The sequence below is a fragment of the Rhizobium phaseoli genome (genome assembly GCF_010668805.1).
Classification (GTDB): domain Bacteria; phylum Pseudomonadota; class Alphaproteobacteria; order Rhizobiales; family Rhizobiaceae; genus Rhizobium; species Rhizobium phaseoli_A.
Window position 1 is genome coordinate 23,994 of record NZ_WUFT01000027.1, and the last position, 15,126, is coordinate 39,119.

11 protein-coding genes and 2 pseudogenes are annotated in these 15,126 nt (G+C 58.7%); 6 read left to right on the top strand and 7 right to left on the bottom strand.

Features of this window, described 5'->3' with window-relative positions:
• Positions 1-32: 32 nt before the first annotated feature.
• Positions 33-1,433: an aspartate aminotransferase family protein gene (locus GR197_RS28630; protein ID WP_164015752.1), complete on the bottom strand. Its 1,401-nt coding sequence runs from the start codon at positions 1,431-1,433 to the stop codon at positions 33-35.
• Between the two features lie 364 nt (positions 1,434-1,797).
• On the opposite strand from GR197_RS28630, the gene GR197_RS28635 reads away from it, so the two are divergent.
• The 3 genes and pseudogenes from GR197_RS28635 (at position 1,798) to GR197_RS28645 (ending at position 4,988) form a co-directional block, all read left to right on the top strand.
• On the top strand, positions 1,798-2,274 hold the full coding sequence (locus GR197_RS28635) for an Lrp/AsnC family transcriptional regulator (protein WP_164015754.1): 477 nt from the start codon (positions 1,798-1,800) through the stop codon (positions 2,272-2,274).
• A gap of 250 nt (positions 2,275-2,524) precedes the next feature.
• Positions 2,525-3,586: a homoserine dehydrogenase gene (locus GR197_RS28640; RefSeq protein ID WP_164015757.1), complete on the top strand. Its 1,062-nt coding sequence runs from the start codon at positions 2,525-2,527 to the stop codon at positions 3,584-3,586.
• Positions 3,586-4,988: pseudogene (locus GR197_RS28645) on the top strand (aldehyde dehydrogenase family protein). Before GR197_RS28640 ends, GR197_RS28645 begins: the two are co-directional and overlap by 1 nt.
• 272 nt (positions 4,989-5,260) lie before the next feature.
• Here GR197_RS28645 and GR197_RS28650 read toward each other — a convergent pair.
• The 5 genes from GR197_RS28650 to argE all read right to left on the bottom strand — a co-directional run bounded on the left by GR197_RS28650 (position 5,261) and on the right by argE (position 9,115).
• A complete protein-coding gene (locus tag GR197_RS28650; RefSeq protein WP_164015760.1) occupies positions 5,261-5,704 on the bottom strand; it encodes an Lrp/AsnC family transcriptional regulator in 444 nt (147 codons plus the stop codon).
• Between the two features lie 14 nt (positions 5,705-5,718).
• A complete protein-coding gene (locus tag GR197_RS28655; protein ID WP_164015763.1) occupies positions 5,719-6,507 on the bottom strand; it encodes a phosphotransferase in 789 nt (262 codons plus the stop codon).
• A 168-nt stretch (positions 6,508-6,675) separates the two neighbouring features.
• Positions 6,676-7,029 carry a cupin domain-containing protein gene (locus tag GR197_RS28660; RefSeq protein ID WP_018068409.1) on the bottom strand — a complete coding sequence of 118 codons (354 nt, stop codon included), beginning with the start codon at positions 7,027-7,029 and terminating at the stop codon, positions 6,676-6,678.
• 28 nt (positions 7,030-7,057) lie between these two features.
• Positions 7,058-7,981, bottom strand: a complete 924-nt coding sequence (locus tag GR197_RS28665; RefSeq protein ID WP_164015766.1) for a 2-hydroxyacid dehydrogenase — start codon at positions 7,979-7,981, stop codon at positions 7,058-7,060.
• A 9-nt stretch (positions 7,982-7,990) separates the two neighbouring features.
• On the bottom strand, positions 7,991-9,115 hold the full coding sequence (gene argE / locus GR197_RS28670; RefSeq protein WP_164015769.1) for an acetylornithine deacetylase: 1,125 nt from the start codon (positions 9,113-9,115) through the stop codon (positions 7,991-7,993).
• 210 nt (positions 9,116-9,325) lie between these two features.
• Between argE and GR197_RS28675 the strand changes: the two genes are divergently transcribed.
• A complete protein-coding gene (locus GR197_RS28675; RefSeq protein WP_164015770.1) occupies positions 9,326-10,255 on the top strand; it encodes a LysR family transcriptional regulator in 930 nt (309 codons plus the stop codon).
• Here GR197_RS28675 and GR197_RS28680 read toward each other — a convergent pair.
• Entirely contained in the window at positions 10,249-11,676 is a 1,428-nt protein-coding gene (locus GR197_RS28680) for an aldehyde dehydrogenase family protein (RefSeq protein WP_164015772.1), read from the bottom strand. The two genes, GR197_RS28675 and GR197_RS28680, sit on opposite strands and share 7 nt — an antisense overlap.
• 406 nt (positions 11,677-12,082) lie before the next feature.
• Between GR197_RS28680 and GR197_RS28685 the strand changes: the two genes are divergently transcribed.
• Complete coding sequence (locus GR197_RS28685; protein WP_164015774.1) at positions 12,083-13,363, top strand: DUF3422 domain-containing protein; 1,281 nt, start codon at positions 12,083-12,085, stop codon at positions 13,361-13,363.
• 265 nt (positions 13,364-13,628) lie between these two features.
• Positions 13,629-15,122: pseudogene (gene istA / locus GR197_RS28690) on the top strand (IS21 family transposase); the annotation flags it as partial.
• Between the last annotated feature and the right edge of the window lie 4 nt (positions 15,123-15,126).

Below are 15,126 nucleotides of genomic sequence, written 5' to 3' on the forward strand. Positions count from 1 at the left end.
GCGTGATAACTTTCCAGCCAATTGATCATCCACTATCGCGCCACTGCGCCTTGAGCGTCCAATTCCTTCATCACCTCGTCGACGGCGGCTTTCGCGATCGCGACCATTTCATCGATTTCGGCTTCCGTCATGACCAACGGCGGAGCAAAGCCCAAGATGTCCCCGTGTGGCATCGCCCGGGCAATCAGGTTGCGATTGCGGGCCGCTTGGGAAATGCGCGCTCCCACTTTGAGACCCGGATCGAACGAAGACTTGGCGCCACGGTCGGAGACGAACTCGATGGCCGCCAGCATGCCGACACCACGGACTTCCCCGACGATCGGATTCTGCTCGAATTCTGCCCTCAACCGCTGCAAAAGATAAGCGCCTTTGGTCGCGGACTGGCCCGCCAGGTTCTCCCGCTCAACGATATCAAGGACTGCGTTTGCGGCCGCTGCGCCGATCGGATGGCCGGAATAGGTGTAGCCGTGTGAGAAGGATCCCACCCGAGGCGTCGCTTCCTCCATGACCTCATAGACTTTCTGCGAAATGATCGCGGCCGACAGCGGCACATAGGCAGACGTCAAGCCCTTGGCGACGGTGACTAGATCGGGCTCGATGCCATAAAGGTCCGACCCGAACATGGCGCCAGTGCGGCCAAACCCGCAGACGACCTCGTCGGCAATCAGCAACACGTCGTATTTCTTCAGCACCGCCTGGACTTTCATCCAGTATCCCGCCGGCGGCGGTATAATGCCCCCCGTCCCAAGGACCGGCTCCGCTATGAAGGCGCCGATAGTGTCCGGCCCCTCGGCGAGAATAAGCGCTTCCAGCTCTTCGGCGCGGCGCTGTGAAAAGGTTTCTTCGGTCTCCCCAGGCATCGCACCACGATAGAAATGTGGGACGCCGGTGCGCAGAATTCCCGAAACCGGCAGATCCATGTGATCGTGATAGAAGCTCAGGCCCGTCATGGAGCCGGAAACCACTGAACACCCATGATAGCCACGCTCGCGCGAGATGATCTTCTTCTTCTGCGGTTTTCCGCGAAGATTGTTGTAATACCACACGATCTTTGCCTGCGTCTCATTCGCATCCGAACCTGACAGCCCGTAGAAGACCTTCGACATGTTGCCGGGCGCCATTCGCACCAGTCGGTCGGAAAGACGTGCGAGCTCCTCCGTCGTGTGCGCGGCGTAGGAATGATAATAGGCAAGCTTGTAGGCCTGACGGGCGATCGCCTCGGCGACTTCGGTGCGGCCGTAGCCGACATTGACGCAATAGAGGCCTGCAAACCCGTCGAGGTATTCCCGGCCGGACGCGTCCCGGATACGAACGCCTTTTCCAGTCTCGATGATGGTAGGTTCAGTCTCGCCCGCCGCGTAATCCTTGAGGTAGGTGAACGGGTGCAGAACTGTCCTACGGTCCATGTCTGCTAATTCAGCGATATTGGTCATCGTTATTTCCTCATGCGGCCGTCAAAACAAACGCACCGTATTTCATATTGGCCTGCCGGCCTTTGCGGGCGAATCCGGAGCGTGTCCGACCCCAACCGAAACACATCGGTGAAAAACGCTGCGTCCCGCTGGCCAAGTATCGCGACGCCTATTCGCGCGTGGAGCCAAGCTGCGACCGATGAGCGAGATCGCCGCCCCGAGTATGTCGCACTGTCGTCCTCCGCTTGAACATTTTTGTCGCCTCACTCCCTTGCAAAATGAAGCGTAAGGCCATTCGCACGCCGCATTTCCCGATAAATATTGATCTCACGAAGAAATCCTGCTTTGTGAGACGGCCAAACGACGAAATTATGCGGATTTACCCATGCAGCTTGACCGCCTTGATGCTCGCCTGCTCAGCATCGTGCAAAATCACAACAAGCACAGCAGCGAAGAACTAGGCGCGATGGTTGGTCTATCGGCCACTGCGGTGCAGCGCCGCCTCAAGCGGCTGCGTGAGGCGGGTGTGATTGAGGCCGAAGTGTCGATTGTGAAACCCAAATTCATCGGGCGGCCCATCGCGATGCTTGTGCTGGTGACGCTCGAGCGCGAAAGAGCAGACATTGTTGACCGCTTCAAGCAATCGATACGGCAGATGCCGGAAGTCATGAACGGCTATTATGTAACCGGAGACGCAGACTTCGTCCTGATTGTCACTGCTCAAAGCATGGAGGACTATGAGGTCTTTACCCGCAAGTTCTTCTATGAAAATCCCGATATCAAAGGTTTCAAGACAATGGTTGTCATGGATCGGGTCAAGACGGGCTTTTCAGTTCCGATCGACTTTGATCAGTTCTCCTAGAGATCCGGCCCAGAGGCGTCTCTCTGGCTGAAACACAGCTGCCATTTTGACGGATTGCCCCTGAAGCAAAATCGGCTTTCCTCGGCTGGACCATTTTATCCGTTCGAGTTCTCGCGCGGATGGGGCGGCACACGGCAAGACGGCAGCTGAATGAGCAAAATGCACGGCAGATTGGTCTGTTTGTACCGTTCCGACTGAGCGATCCGCATCTGATGATATGCGCACACATCGCTTAACCGGAGGGTACCACGTGAAAATCTACAACATTGCTCTAATCGGATTTGGTGGCGTCAACCGCGCGTTGGCCGAACTCATCACGATGAAGAACACGCGGTGGGAACGGGATCTCGGTTTCCGCCTGAACATCGTTGCTGTCAGCGACCTTTATCTCGGTTCCGTAATTTCGCCGAACGGCCTCGACGCCAAGACACTCATTGAAGCGAATTTCGCAAAGGGCGGTTTGGGCGGGCTTTCTGGAGGAAGCGCGGAAGCCGACAATGAGATGATCATCAAGACAGCGCCTGCCGACATCGTCGTAGAAGCGACATTTACAAACCCTACGGACGGTGAGCCGGCTGTTTCGCACTGCCGCTGGGCTCTCGAATCCGGCAAGCACGTCGTCACCACCAACAAGGGGCCTGTCGCAATCGCGGCTCAGCAACTAAAGGCCCTTGCCAAGGCCAACGGCGTTCATTTCGAATATGAGGGCTCCGTCATGAGCGGAACCCCCGTCTTACGTATGGCAGAGAAGACCCTTTCAGGCGCAGAGATAAAAGGGTTCGAAGGAATCCTGAATGGCACATCAAACTTCGTCCTCGGCCGCATGGAGAATGGTCTCGACTTTGCCAGCGCCGTCGCAGAAGCGCAGGCACTCGGCTTTGCCGAAGCCGATCCGACCGCCGACGTCGAAGGTTTCGACGTCCGCCTCAAGGTGGTGATCCTCGCGAACGAGCTGCTGGGAGCAAACCTCAAGCCGGAGGAAGTCTCCTGTGAAGGCATTTCCAAGCTTTCTCCTTCCGACATCGATGCAGCGGCAAAGGCCAACAGCCGTTGGAAGTTGATCGGATCGGCCCTTCGCAATGCCGACGGAACGATAACCGGCAGCGTTGCTCCCAAGCAGCTGCCGCTCGAGCATCCGCTCGCGGGGGTCAACGGCGCTACCAACGCAGTCTCGCTGAACACCGAACTGCTGGGCTCTGTCACTGTCACGGGTCCCGGCGCCGGCCGGACCGAGACCGCCTATGCGCTGCTGTCCGACATTGTCGCCATCCATAATGCCCGTTCTGACATCCTTGGGAAGGAGGCTGCGTGATGGCAAGCTTCGCCCTGTGCAAAAAGACGTCTCCAGCCGAGATCATCGTCAGCAATCCCTTCGATGGCAGCTTGGTCGGTGTGGTCTCGAAGACTGGTTCGGACGCGGTGAACCTGCTGCTCGAGCGCGCCAATCGCGGCGCGAGGATCGCCCGATTGCTTCCCCGCCACCAGCGCTCCGCAATTCTCGATAAGGCTGCAGCGACCGTTGAAGCCCGCAAGGAGGAATTTGCGCTCCTGATAGTGCGGGAGGCCGGGAAGACAATCACGCAGGCGCGCAAGGAGGTGACACGCTGTGTCAACACTTTGAAGCTCTCGGCGGAAGAGGCCAAGCGAAACGCCGGCGAAGTCATTCCGTTTGACGCCTATGCCGGATCGGAATCCCGTCAAGGCTGGTATACCCGAGAGCCACTGGGCATCATCACGGCGATCACGCCTTATAACGATCCGCTTAATCTCGTGGCCCACAAGCTCGGCCCCGCCATCGCCGGCGGCAATGCGATACTCTTGAAGCCTTCCGAGCTTACCCCTCTGTCGGCCATCAAGCTGGCGGACGTGTTGATTGAAAGCGGTCTGCCGGAAGAAGTCATCACGGTCGCTGTCGGCGGGGCGGACTTGGCAAGGCGCTGGCTTCGGCTAAAGAGGTTCGAATGATCTCCTTCACGGGCGGCTTTGCAACCGGCGAGGCCATCGCAAAATCCGCCGGTATCAAGAAACTCGCGATGGATCTCGGTGGAAATGCACCCGTTATCGTGATGGAAAACAGCGATGTTGACGCCGCTGTTGAAGATTGTGTGTCAGGCGCTTTCTGGGCGGCGGGTCAGAACTGTATCGGTACGCAGAGGATTCTAGTCCAGCGCCCGATCTATGAGCGGTTCAAGACCGCGTTCGTGACTCAGACCCTCGAGCTGAGAACCGGCGACCCGATGGAAGCTGACACTGACATGGGTCCGATGATCACCGAAAAGGCGGTCGACCGCGCCGCTTCCATGGTCGAGCGGGCGATCGCAGCCGGCGCCGCGCTGCTTTGCGGCCACAAGCCCTCCGGTACACTCTATCCTCCGACCATCCTCGAGAATGTGCCGGCGACGTGCGACGTGTTGAATGAGGAAGTCTTCGCACCGGTTGTCATCCTGCAGCCGTTCGACGAATTGGATGAAGCAATACTACTTGCAAACAACCCGGAATATAGCCTGCATGCGGGCATCTTTACCAACGATCTCGATGCCGCCAAGAGGATCGATGCCGGGGGTATAATGATCAATCAGTCATCCGACTACCGATTCGACGCGATGCCCTTTGGAGGTTTCAAATACGGCAGCATGGGGCGCGAAGGCGTGCGCTTCGCTTACGAAGACATGACCCAACCGAAGGTCATCTGCATCACCCGGTTGCAGCGCTGACCGGCCAGCCAGTCCAAGACCATCGTTGCCTCCGGATATTGATATGTTCCAATGATCTATCACCATGCTTGCCCCTTCCCCGATCGTAAAGTCGAGAGGCTGCGTTTGGCAGCCTCATCAGGCAAATCGCGGTCAGGGTTTGCTCTGCGGAACCTCGGGAAAAAGCCCAACGCTTAGCCATGAAAAATACAAGCGCGTCGTCGAAATGGCGATCGAGACTTCATATGGCCGCGTGGGCGGCATACGCGTGCATCGACCGATACTCCCCAGTTCTATTTTCGAATTACGGAAGAGAGTGCAAAAGAAGTCAGTGTGTCGCGCACACCGGGCATCTCGGCTATTAGGTGCCAAATTTGCGTTATGCGGTCTGCCTTGGAAGACTCTACCCTGACAAGGAGATCGAAATCGCCGGTCATCACATCGCAAGCGACCACCTCCGGGATTTTCCGAAGCGCCTGAATAACATCCCCGCCCTTCATGCGATCATGGCGATAGACGAAGACGAGCGCGGTCGTCACGTTTTGGCTAGTTGCTCCATCGCCGGTGACGATCGTATATCCCTTGATGAAGCCTTCTCGCTCAAGTCGCTCTATCCGCACCCGCACGGCGTTGCGCGAAAGATTTACCTTCGCCGACAACTCGGCATGCGAGGTTCGAGCGTTGGCCTTCAATGCGGCTACTATCTGTTCGTCGATCCGATCAAGAAGATTTTTCATGGAGTCGGAGCCGATCAATTACCTAGAATGTCCGAAATTGCCGAACGATAAGCTAACACGGCCATTTCCGGTAGGAAGCTTCTTTCCTTCTGGCTGGCAAACCGTCTAGCTGTGGACGCCATGATGAAGCCTGGTAAGGCTTCCTTTTCGGGGGCGGTCAGTTGTCGAACCCCTTCATAACCCTGAAGCAGCGCACGTGCCCGATCCTCGTTCAGTTCTCCGCCGGATTCCGCCACCCAGCCGACCAGCACATCTGCAATCTCCGATACGAACGCATCGTCGTGGCGAAGCCTGAAGTTAATGATCCCGCTCACGTCATTTCCAACGAAAAAGACATTCGCCTGGGCCAACGCGCCGTGAACGGTCCCGGTTGGAAGGGCTGGCGCCAGACCCTTTGTCTTCCGTTCAAGAACAGAATGGATTTGAGCCATCGTGCGGCCCAGGCTTCGGCACTTCGCCGGGCCTGCAAGGGTGGACGAGGAGCCTTGGACAAAGCTGACGGTAGCAACCAATCGGTCGGCAGCCCGACACGTGGCATGGCCTTGGAGCGTGCGCAGCGGCCTAGGGCACGGCACGCCATTTTGAAAGAGCGCCTCCATGGTCTCGAAGGCTCTTTCCAGATCAAGAGGCTGGACTCCGTTTTCGAAAAGCGTCACGATGAACTCGCCTTCCTGGGCGCGAAACAGGTAGGTCGTATCAGTGTCGCCATCGGCGATGCCGATCACGGACGAGAGCGATGTAAAACCATAGGCTGCTGTGATCGATTGGCGATCACCGTCAGAAAGCTCGGTAAAAACAGCCATTTTCGCTCCCTTGTGATGGCCGATGATTTGGCGCTCGAACGAACTCCCACGAGCCGCGAGAACTCCCGCATTGCTGCGAGCGATTGCCTGGCAAAACGCGCGGCGGAAAATACTCTCTTCCGCTGCGGCGCAGGCGATTGCTCGTTGTCTCCCACGGACGCCCAGCAGTTACATGACCGTCACGTAGATCTTACGGACGGTTTCCACGGTACGCCATGTGCCGACGAAACCGGGCTTCATCACGAAACTGTCACCCGCTTTGTAGGTAACCGGTTCTCCGCCAACCGGCGTGATTTCCACGACTCCCTGAAGGATGTGGCAAAACTCGAAGGTCTCGCCCTTGACGGAATGCGTCAGTCCCGGAGTTGCTTCCCAGACGCCGGTGTGGATCATTTCACCTCTCGCTACGTCCTGGGCCCAGGACTTGAACGACGGATCGCCGGAAATAAGACGCTCCGGCCCGGGCTTGGATTCACGCGGAGCTTCTGTGCTGTTCGGTACGATGGTCTTTAGGAGGGACATGTTTTCTCCTTGCTCTCCTGGTTGCAGCTCAATAACCGCGGTCGCGATCGACGAGCCCGATCAGGTCGAGGCCGTCGCGATGGCGCTTGATGTTGTCGATGACGGCGCGGGCCGCCGTTTCTGGTTGAGTAACGCTTGCGATGTGCGGCGTTAGAATAATCTTTGGATGTCGCCAGAAACCATGCTCGGGAGGCAAGGGCTCAGGTTCCGTGACGTCGATGACCGCGCCCGACAGATGCCCCGCGTCGAGGGCCGCAATGAGCGCGTCGTGATCGAGTTGGGCACCGCGCCCCACGTGGATGAGCGCCGCGCCGGCTGGAAGCGTCTCTAAGAGCGCGGCGTCGAGCAGTCCTTGTGTCTCTTGCGTCAGCGGCAGGAGACAGATCAGGATGTCTGTACGCGCCAGAAACGGGGTGAGGCCGTCCGGACCGTGAAAGCAGTCAACATCCTCCACCTGTCGCTCCGAGCGGCTCCAGGCGGCAAGCGGAAAGCCGAAGGGTTTCAGTCGCTCGACGACGGCCTGGGCGAGCAGGCCGAGGCCAAGGATACCGATCCGCTGCTGGGCGGCTTGGCACGTGGGAAGGGGGAGCCAGGTGGCGTCGGCCTGTTGGCCAATATAGGCCTTCAGCTTTCGGTGAAGAGCGAGCACCGCGAGCGTTACATATTCTTGCATCATCCGGACGATGCCGTCCTCGACCATGCGGACGAGCATGACGTTCGGGGGTAGAGTTTGCGGCTTGAATTGGTCAACACCGGCGCCGATCGAGAAGACGACTTCCAGGTTCTTGAAGCGATGAAGATCGGGCGGCGCCGTCCAGGTCAGGATGTAGCGTATGTCGTCTGGATTGCGTTCCGAGATATCCATGACGAAAGGAAGATCGGGCAGATCGCGCGCAAAAGCATCCGCGAAGACGCGGCCTCTTTCTCGATCCGAATTGAACCAGAAAACCATAGTTCCCTCTCAGTCTCGCAGGGTTTCTGCAAACCGCAAGATCATTTCCTCGCAGGCAATAAGTTCGTCGAGGCGGATGAATTCGTCGGCGCGATGGGCGCGGGCGATGTCCCCCGGCCCGCAGATGATCGCGTCGATGCCAGCGGCCTGATAGAGCCCGGCTTCCGTGCCGTAGCTGACGGCAGCCAAGGCCGGCGTGCAGGTCACCCCCTCGATCAGCCGGGCGAGCGGCGCGTCGGCATCAAGCGAGAGTGCGGGGTAGGTGCTGCTGGTCTCCCATGTTATGCGGAAACCATCTTTCTCCAACGCCTCGGCAACTGCCTTGATAGGTTCCAGCAGAACCGTTGGCGACACGCCAGGCACGGCGCGGGCTTCCAATTCCAGAGCGCAGAGATCAGGGATGATGTTGACGCTGCGGCCGCCCACGATCGTGCCGATTTGCAAGGTGGAATACGGGGGTTCGAAGGTCTGGTCGTAAGGACCGCTCTGCAGAGTCTCGATAGTCTTCATAGCCGCGGTCATCACCGCAGTCATCGCATGAATGGCGTTGAGGCCCCTGTCGGGGCGCGACGAATGGCCGGTCGTGCCATGGATCTCGACGCGGGCGGCCGCCTTTCCCTTGTGACCTCGGATCGCCACCATACTGCTCGGCTCGCCGATAATTGCGCCCAAGGGCGGGGCGCATAGGTTCCCGATCTGCCGTAGCATGTGCGGCACGCCGCGGCAGCCGGCTTCCTCATCATAGGAAAAGGCGAAGTGGATCGGACGGCTCAATGGCATCCGCGCCATTGCGGGAAGTCCCGCAAGGGCGGTGGCAAGAAAGCCCTTCATGTCGCACGCCCCCCTGCCGAAGAGCCGATCGCCCTCTGCCCGCAGGCGGAAGGGATCCGACGTCCAGGTGGGTTCGGACGCGGGAACCACATCCATATGCCCGGAAAGAATGTAGCCGGGCTTGTCTTTCGGGCCGATGGTGGCAAAAAGATTTGCTCGATCTCCCTCCGGTCCTGGCAAGACAGTCACGGTGGCGCCATGACTTTCGAGATAGCCCTTGACCCATGCCACGATGTCGCCGTTCGGAGTCCCGACGACGGATGGAAAGCCGACCAGCTTTTCGAGTATATCCTTAGCATTCATCGCGGGCTCTCCATCATGACTACGCCCCCAGCGGCGGTTTAGCTCTGGAGGGCATTTTCCCGCTCCCCAAGACTGGTCGCCGCGGCCAAACGGGCGGTCGGAGTCGAACGACACTTCATAAATCCGATCTCCAATTCGAAATTCACCTTGTCGCCAAACCCTAAAGATGGCAATTAATGAGCAGTGAAGGTTCCATTAAGGCATGAATTAATGCTCACCTCGGATGATCTCGCCTTCTTTTCGGTCCTTACTGCCTCGAAATCTCTCGCGGAAAGCGCGAGAAAGCTGAATGTGACGCCTCCCGCGGTCACCCAGCGCCTGCGCGCGCTCGAAGAGAAAGCCGGCGTACGGTTGATCGACCGGTCCGGACGCCGGCTGCGCCTCACTGAAGAGGGCTCATTGGTCGCTTCTCACAGCGTTATCGTCAGCGACGCCATAGATTCGCTTGCCGAGGCATTAGCTGATCGCAGGGGTGCAGTTCGCGGACACCTCAGGGTCGCAGCACCACACGGATTCGGAAGGCTTTACGTGGCCCCGGTCGTGGAAGCGTTCGCTAGAGAGCATGGCGGAGCGACGGCTACCCTGCAGTTGTCCGACCATCCCTCGGCTCTAATCGTTGAAAGCTATGAGGTCGTTGTTCACATAGGGGCATCCGCGCATCTAGACCAAATCGTGACGACATTAGCGCCGAACGATCGAATTCTCTGCGCAAGTCCGAAATACCTGGCCTCGGCTCCGCCCATTTCTGCACCCGCCGATCTTGCTCCACATCGCTGTCTTGCTGTTCGAGAGAACGAGGAAGACGTAACGCTCTGGCGCTTCAAGGGACTGCGGCAGGAAAGTGCGACAGTGCGTATTAATCCGGTCATGTCGAGCAACGATGGTGCAGTCATAAGGGACTGGGCGCTGGCTGGTCAGGGTATCATGATGCGTTCCGAATGGAGCGTTGCAGAAGATCTCGCCGAGGGACGACTGCGGCAGATACTTCCCAACTGGAAACTCCCGCCGGCCGATATCGTCGCCATCCTTGGATCGCGGCAGGGGCGAAGCGCGCGGACTGACGCTTTCCTAACGATGCTTCGTCAATCGTTGAAGCCACTGCCCTGGCGAGCCGACCGCGCCGCGTCACCTCGTCAATAACCGAGGATGGACTTCGTCTCGAGATATTCTTCGAGGCCGTATACGCCGTATTCGCGGCCGTTACCCGAGCGCTTGTACCCACCGAACGCGGCCGCTCCGTCCCAAGCTGGATAGTTGATATGAACCTGGCCGGCACGAAGGCGCGCGGCGATCCGCCGTGCCCGCTCCGGATCCGAAGACTGGACATGGGCGCCCAGTCCATAGACGGTGTCGTTGGCAATCGCGATTGCCTCTTCCTCGTCCGTGTAGGGCATGATCGAAAGCACGGGGCCGAAGATCTCCTCACGAGCTATGCGCATGTCGGACGTCACCTCGGAAAAGATCGTCGGCTGTGTGAAGAAGCCGGTTTCGAGACCGGCCGGCCTACCCAATCCACCGCACAGGAGCTTGGCGCCGTCATCGATACCGGCCTGGATCATGATCTGTACCCGCTCGAATTGGGCACGATTGGCAATTGGTCCCATGTTCGTCGCCGGCTCAAGCGGAGCGCCGACGCTGATGGCACGCGCGGTGGTGCTTGCCAGTTCCTCCACTTCGGCCAGCCGATGTGCGGGTACCAGCATGCGCGTTGGGGCGCTGCACGACTGGCCGACGTTACGCATGCCGGCGAGGACGCCCTTCGCGACCGCCTCGCTGAAATCGGCATCGTCAAGCAAAATGTTCGGGGACTTGCCGCCGAGTTCCTGGACCACCCGCTTCACCGTCGGTGCGGCCGCCTGCGCCACGAGTACACCCGCGCGGGTCGATCCAGTGATCGAAACCATGTCAACGTCCGGATGGCTAGCGAGCGCTGAGCCAACGCTCTCGCCAGTGCCGTTGACCAGATTGAATACGCCTGGCGGAGTGCCGGCGTCGTGCATCAACTGGGCAAAGAGCAGAGCGCTATAGGGTGACAGCTCACTGGGCTTTAGTACGATGGTGCAGCCTGCCGCGATTGCGGGGGCGACCTTGGCGGTGATCTGGTAGAGCGGCCAGTTCCATGGCGTGATCAGGGCGCAAACCCCAATCGCCTCCTTGGCGGTCGCGGTGTGCCTATCAATCGTCACAAACCGGTATTTCTCAAGAGTTTCCATCTGGACGCGGATGTGCTCCGCAGCGAAAGGAACCTGGGAAGCCCTCGCGAAGCTGATCGCCGCCCCCATTTCCATAACGAGGGCTTCCGCGAAGCTTTCCGCTCGTTCCTTCAGGAGCGAATGCATCCTGCCGAGCAGAGCGGACCTTTCGGACACAGGCGATTGAGAGAAGGCGGGGAAGGCTTTGCGCGCCGCTCTAACCGCGATGTCGACGTGATGAGCATCGCCCGCAGCAAGATGTCCAACAACCCGTTCCGAGGCGGGATCCACGACCGGCAGATGGGTTGCATCCGCAAATTCCTGCCATTCCCCGCCAAGGTAGAACTGGTTTTCTCGTTCGGTCACCATAGTTTCACCTCGCGTCAAAACGTTGCGGCCATTCCGAGCTGCCAGAGGAAGATGCCCGCAAAGACTAGAAGATGACAATTCATGTCGTCTGAATGGTTGCTTAAGACGCGTGTTAACGAGGAAACGCGTCGTCGGACCTGACGCAGATGGTATCGGCCTTACCGCCCGCATGTCCGTTCAAGCTCGGAGGTGGGCGTGGCGGCACGCTCGGCGTTAGCCGACCGAGTGTTGAGTCCTGTCAACAGGAAAGCAACACCCCTGGCTTGCCGCACAAGTCGACCGCAACAGCTCGGACCTCGACGAGGTCGCCAAATTCTTTGCACCCAGGCGGGGCTTTTCAAGTTGACTGTATTGGCTTCATATAGGCTTACCGATTGGTATGCTTTCGGAAATGGGGGAAACAGACATGATTTCAAAGGGCGCAGAAGAAGCATTCTCCCCGACGGTGTCTGCTTGCGCATCACAGGTCTCTAGTGCGGCTGCTTTCGAACAGAAGATGGCAGACTTCAACTTGGAGCTTCACGCTCGCCCGTCGATTTATTTTACCGGTCCGGCGATCGTCGAGCACGTTGCTTTCATGCCGTTGGATGGCGTGATCAAGGAGTTCCACGATAGTCTCGAAGCCGACGGTAGGATTTCAGTCAGAGTTGAACGGCACACTGAGTTCGTGACGGTCACGCGGGTCCGAAAATTGGCCAGCGAGCCCGAGGGTTGGCCGGAAACTGACCTTTGTGAAGGTGATTTTGCGCGGCTAGCAGGGTTGAGCTCTCCTCTGCTCGTTTGCCACGTGAGTATCCTTGTCCTCGGAAACCCTCCTGATCAGCTGGGAACGGTTCTAAAATCGCTCGACTTCGGCGATACCGCCGCGTCATCAATCGGCGGCGGGGGGGCACAGATTTGCTCCGATTTTCGCGTTCGAGGGGACAATTCAAGCAGAATCATCCTGTTCAACAAGGACCTGAATGCACATCGGCTTGGGCGCATGGTACGGCGGATCTTTGAAATCGAAACCTATAGGTCAATGGCGCTGCTCGGATTGCCGGAGGCGCGTCGTCTTGCCCCGCTTCTGGGCGGATATGACGCGGAACTCGTTCGGCTGACCAATCGAAACTTGAGTACGCCTGCACATCAGCACAAGCAATTGCTCGAGGAAATTACTCTTCTCTCGTCGCATATCATTTCAGCCACCGCGGAGACCAGAAACAGGTTTGGCGCAACCGCTGCCTACGCCAAAATCGTTGAAGAGAGGATCGCCCTTTTACGCGAAACCCATGTCCCCGGCTTTCAACGTTTCGGTACCTTCGTGGAGCGCCGGTTCAAGCCTGCGGTGCGTACCTGCGAAGCAACCGCGTTGAGGCTTGAGCACCTTTCAAGGGCTGCGATGCACCTGCTCGATCTGCTACAAACCCGAATCCAGGTCGAGATTGAGTTCCAGAACGCTACACAGATCCAGGCGATGGCTGATCGGGCCGCGACGCAGGTCAAGATCCAGCGCGCGGTCGAAGGCTTTTCGATGATCGCGATTAGCTACTACTTGCTGAGCTTGCTGAAATTTATATATGAGACAGCAGACCACGCAGGAATTCATTTCGATCCGGTGATCATGCTCGTCGCTGTTCCGGTGGTTGTAGGATCTGTTGTGATTACCATCCTCCGCGTCAAGCATGCCCTAAAGGCAGAGAGCTAGAGATAGCGCAGCCCGACAGTGTGGCAGCATGGACACCTGCGCCTCGATGCAACGCGTCCGACAGGTTACGATCAGGCGTTTCGGAGATAGCCTCTCAGCGGAGTTCACAATAATGGCACGAAAGGCGGTCTAAGGACGACCTCCCGTGGGCGGGTGTGTTTCGGCGTGCAAAGTTGACCCTCTTGGCGGGGTAATTGGCGTCCAATTTTGACCCCGCTCAGATTTCATCTGACCATCCGGCTTTTAGCGGCGGATGGAGTGGGAGTTGAAGCGAGTGGATACGATTGCGCGTGTTCGACGGGCCTTCCATGTGCAGGGCTGGTCGGTGAAGAAGATCGTCCGGGAACTCCACGTGTCGCGCAACACGGTTCGCAAGATACTGCGTTCCGACGAGACCGATTTTGCCTATGAACGCGAGCGACAACCGCTGCCCAAGATCGGAGCCTGGAAGGCCGAGATCGAGCGGTTTCTGGTTGCCAATGAGGGCAAGTCGTCGCGTGAACGGCTAACGCTGATCCGGATTTACGAGGAGGTTCGGGCACTCGGCTACGATGGCAGTTATGACGCGATCCGGCGATATGCCAAGACCTGGGCGAAGAACCGGGGAGCCGTGACCGCGGAAGCCTATGTGCCCCTCTATTACGCGCCAGGCGAAGCCTACCAGTTCGACTGGAGCCACGAGATCATTCTGGTCAACGGGGTGACGACGACCGTGAAGGTCGCGCACGTCCGGCTCTGCCACAGCCGGATGATGTTCGCCCGAGCCTATATGCGCGAGAGCCAGGAGATGGTGTTCGATGCCCATGACAAGGCCTTCGCCTTCTTCCGTGGCACCTGCACGCGCGGCATCTACGATAACATGAAGACGGCCGTCGAGGCCGTGTTCGTCGGCAAGGAGCGGCAATACAATCGACGTTTCCTGCAGATGTGCAGCCACTATCTCGTCCAGCCGGTGGCCTGCACGCCTGCATCGGGATGGGAGAAGGGACAGGTCGAGAACCAGGTTGGTCTGGTGCGAGAACGCTTCTTCACCCCACGCCTACGGGTCAAAAGCCTGGAAGAGCTGAACGTCTGGCTGCTCGATAAGTGCATTGCCTACGCCAAGGCACACCGCCATCCCGAGCAGGCCGAGCGGATGATCTGGCAGATGTTCGAGGAGGAGCGCGGCAGCCTGGTGCATTATGTCGGACCGTTCGACGGTTTCCATTGCGTTCCCGCCTCGGTGTCAAAGACGTGCACGGTCCGCTTCGACAACAACAAATACTCCGTCCTCTCGGACTGCGGTCGGCCGCCCTGTAGAGGTTCACGCCTATGCCGAGAAGATCGTCATCAGGCAGGACGGCGTGACAGTCGGTGAACATCCTCGTTGCTTTGGCCGTGGCGAGACGATCTACGATCCCTGGCATTATGTCCCTGTTCTGGCTCGCAAACCCGGTGCTTTGCGCAATGGTGCGCCATTCGAGAATGGGTCCTACCCGCAGCGATGGAGAAAGTGCGCCGGCGGCTGAAGAGCGTCCATGATGGTGATCGGCAAATGGTCACTATCCTCGGCTGTGTTCCCACCGACGGTCTGGTGGCTGTCGATGCTGCCTGCCAGGAGGCTTTGGATCACGGCGTCTGCTCGGCCTCGGTGATCATCAACATTCTCGCCCGCAGCCGTGATCCGGCTCCGGCCGCAACCCTGCAAACCCCGGATGCGTTGCGGCTTACCCATGAACCGGTCGCCGACTGCGCACGCTATGACAGCCTCAGAAGGGCAAGCT

Bases quoted from the DNA above. Each gene is read 5' to 3' on its own strand.
- GR197_RS28630 (WP_164015752.1), bottom strand. From the start codon at position 1,433: ATGACCAATATCGCTGAATTAGCAGACATGGACCGTAGGACAGTTCTG.
- GR197_RS28635 (WP_164015754.1), top strand. From the start codon at position 1,798: ATGCAGCTTGACCGCCTTGATGCTCGCCTGCTCAGCATCGTGCAAAAT.
- GR197_RS28650 (WP_164015760.1), bottom strand. From the start codon at position 5,704: ATGAAAAATCTTCTTGATCGGATCGACGAACAGATAGTAGCCGCATTG.
- GR197_RS28655 (WP_164015763.1), bottom strand. From the start codon at position 6,507: ATGGCTGTTTTTACCGAGCTTTCTGACGGTGATCGCCAATCGATCACA.
- GR197_RS28660 (WP_018068409.1), bottom strand. From the start codon at position 7,029: ATGTCCCTCCTAAAGACCATCGTACCGAACAGCACAGAAGCTCCGCGT.
- GR197_RS28665 (WP_164015766.1), bottom strand. From the start codon at position 7,981: ATGGTTTTCTGGTTCAATTCGGATCGAGAAAGAGGCCGCGTCTTCGCG.
- argE (WP_164015769.1), bottom strand. From the start codon at position 9,115: ATGAATGCTAAGGATATACTCGAAAAGCTGGTCGGCTTTCCATCCGTC.
- GR197_RS28675 (WP_164015770.1), top strand. From the start codon at position 9,326: ATGCTCACCTCGGATGATCTCGCCTTCTTTTCGGTCCTTACTGCCTCG.
- GR197_RS28680 (WP_164015772.1), bottom strand. From the start codon at position 11,676: ATGGTGACCGAACGAGAAAACCAGTTCTACCTTGGCGGGGAATGGCAG.
- GR197_RS28685 (WP_164015774.1), top strand. From the start codon at position 12,083: ATGATTTCAAAGGGCGCAGAAGAAGCATTCTCCCCGACGGTGTCTGCT.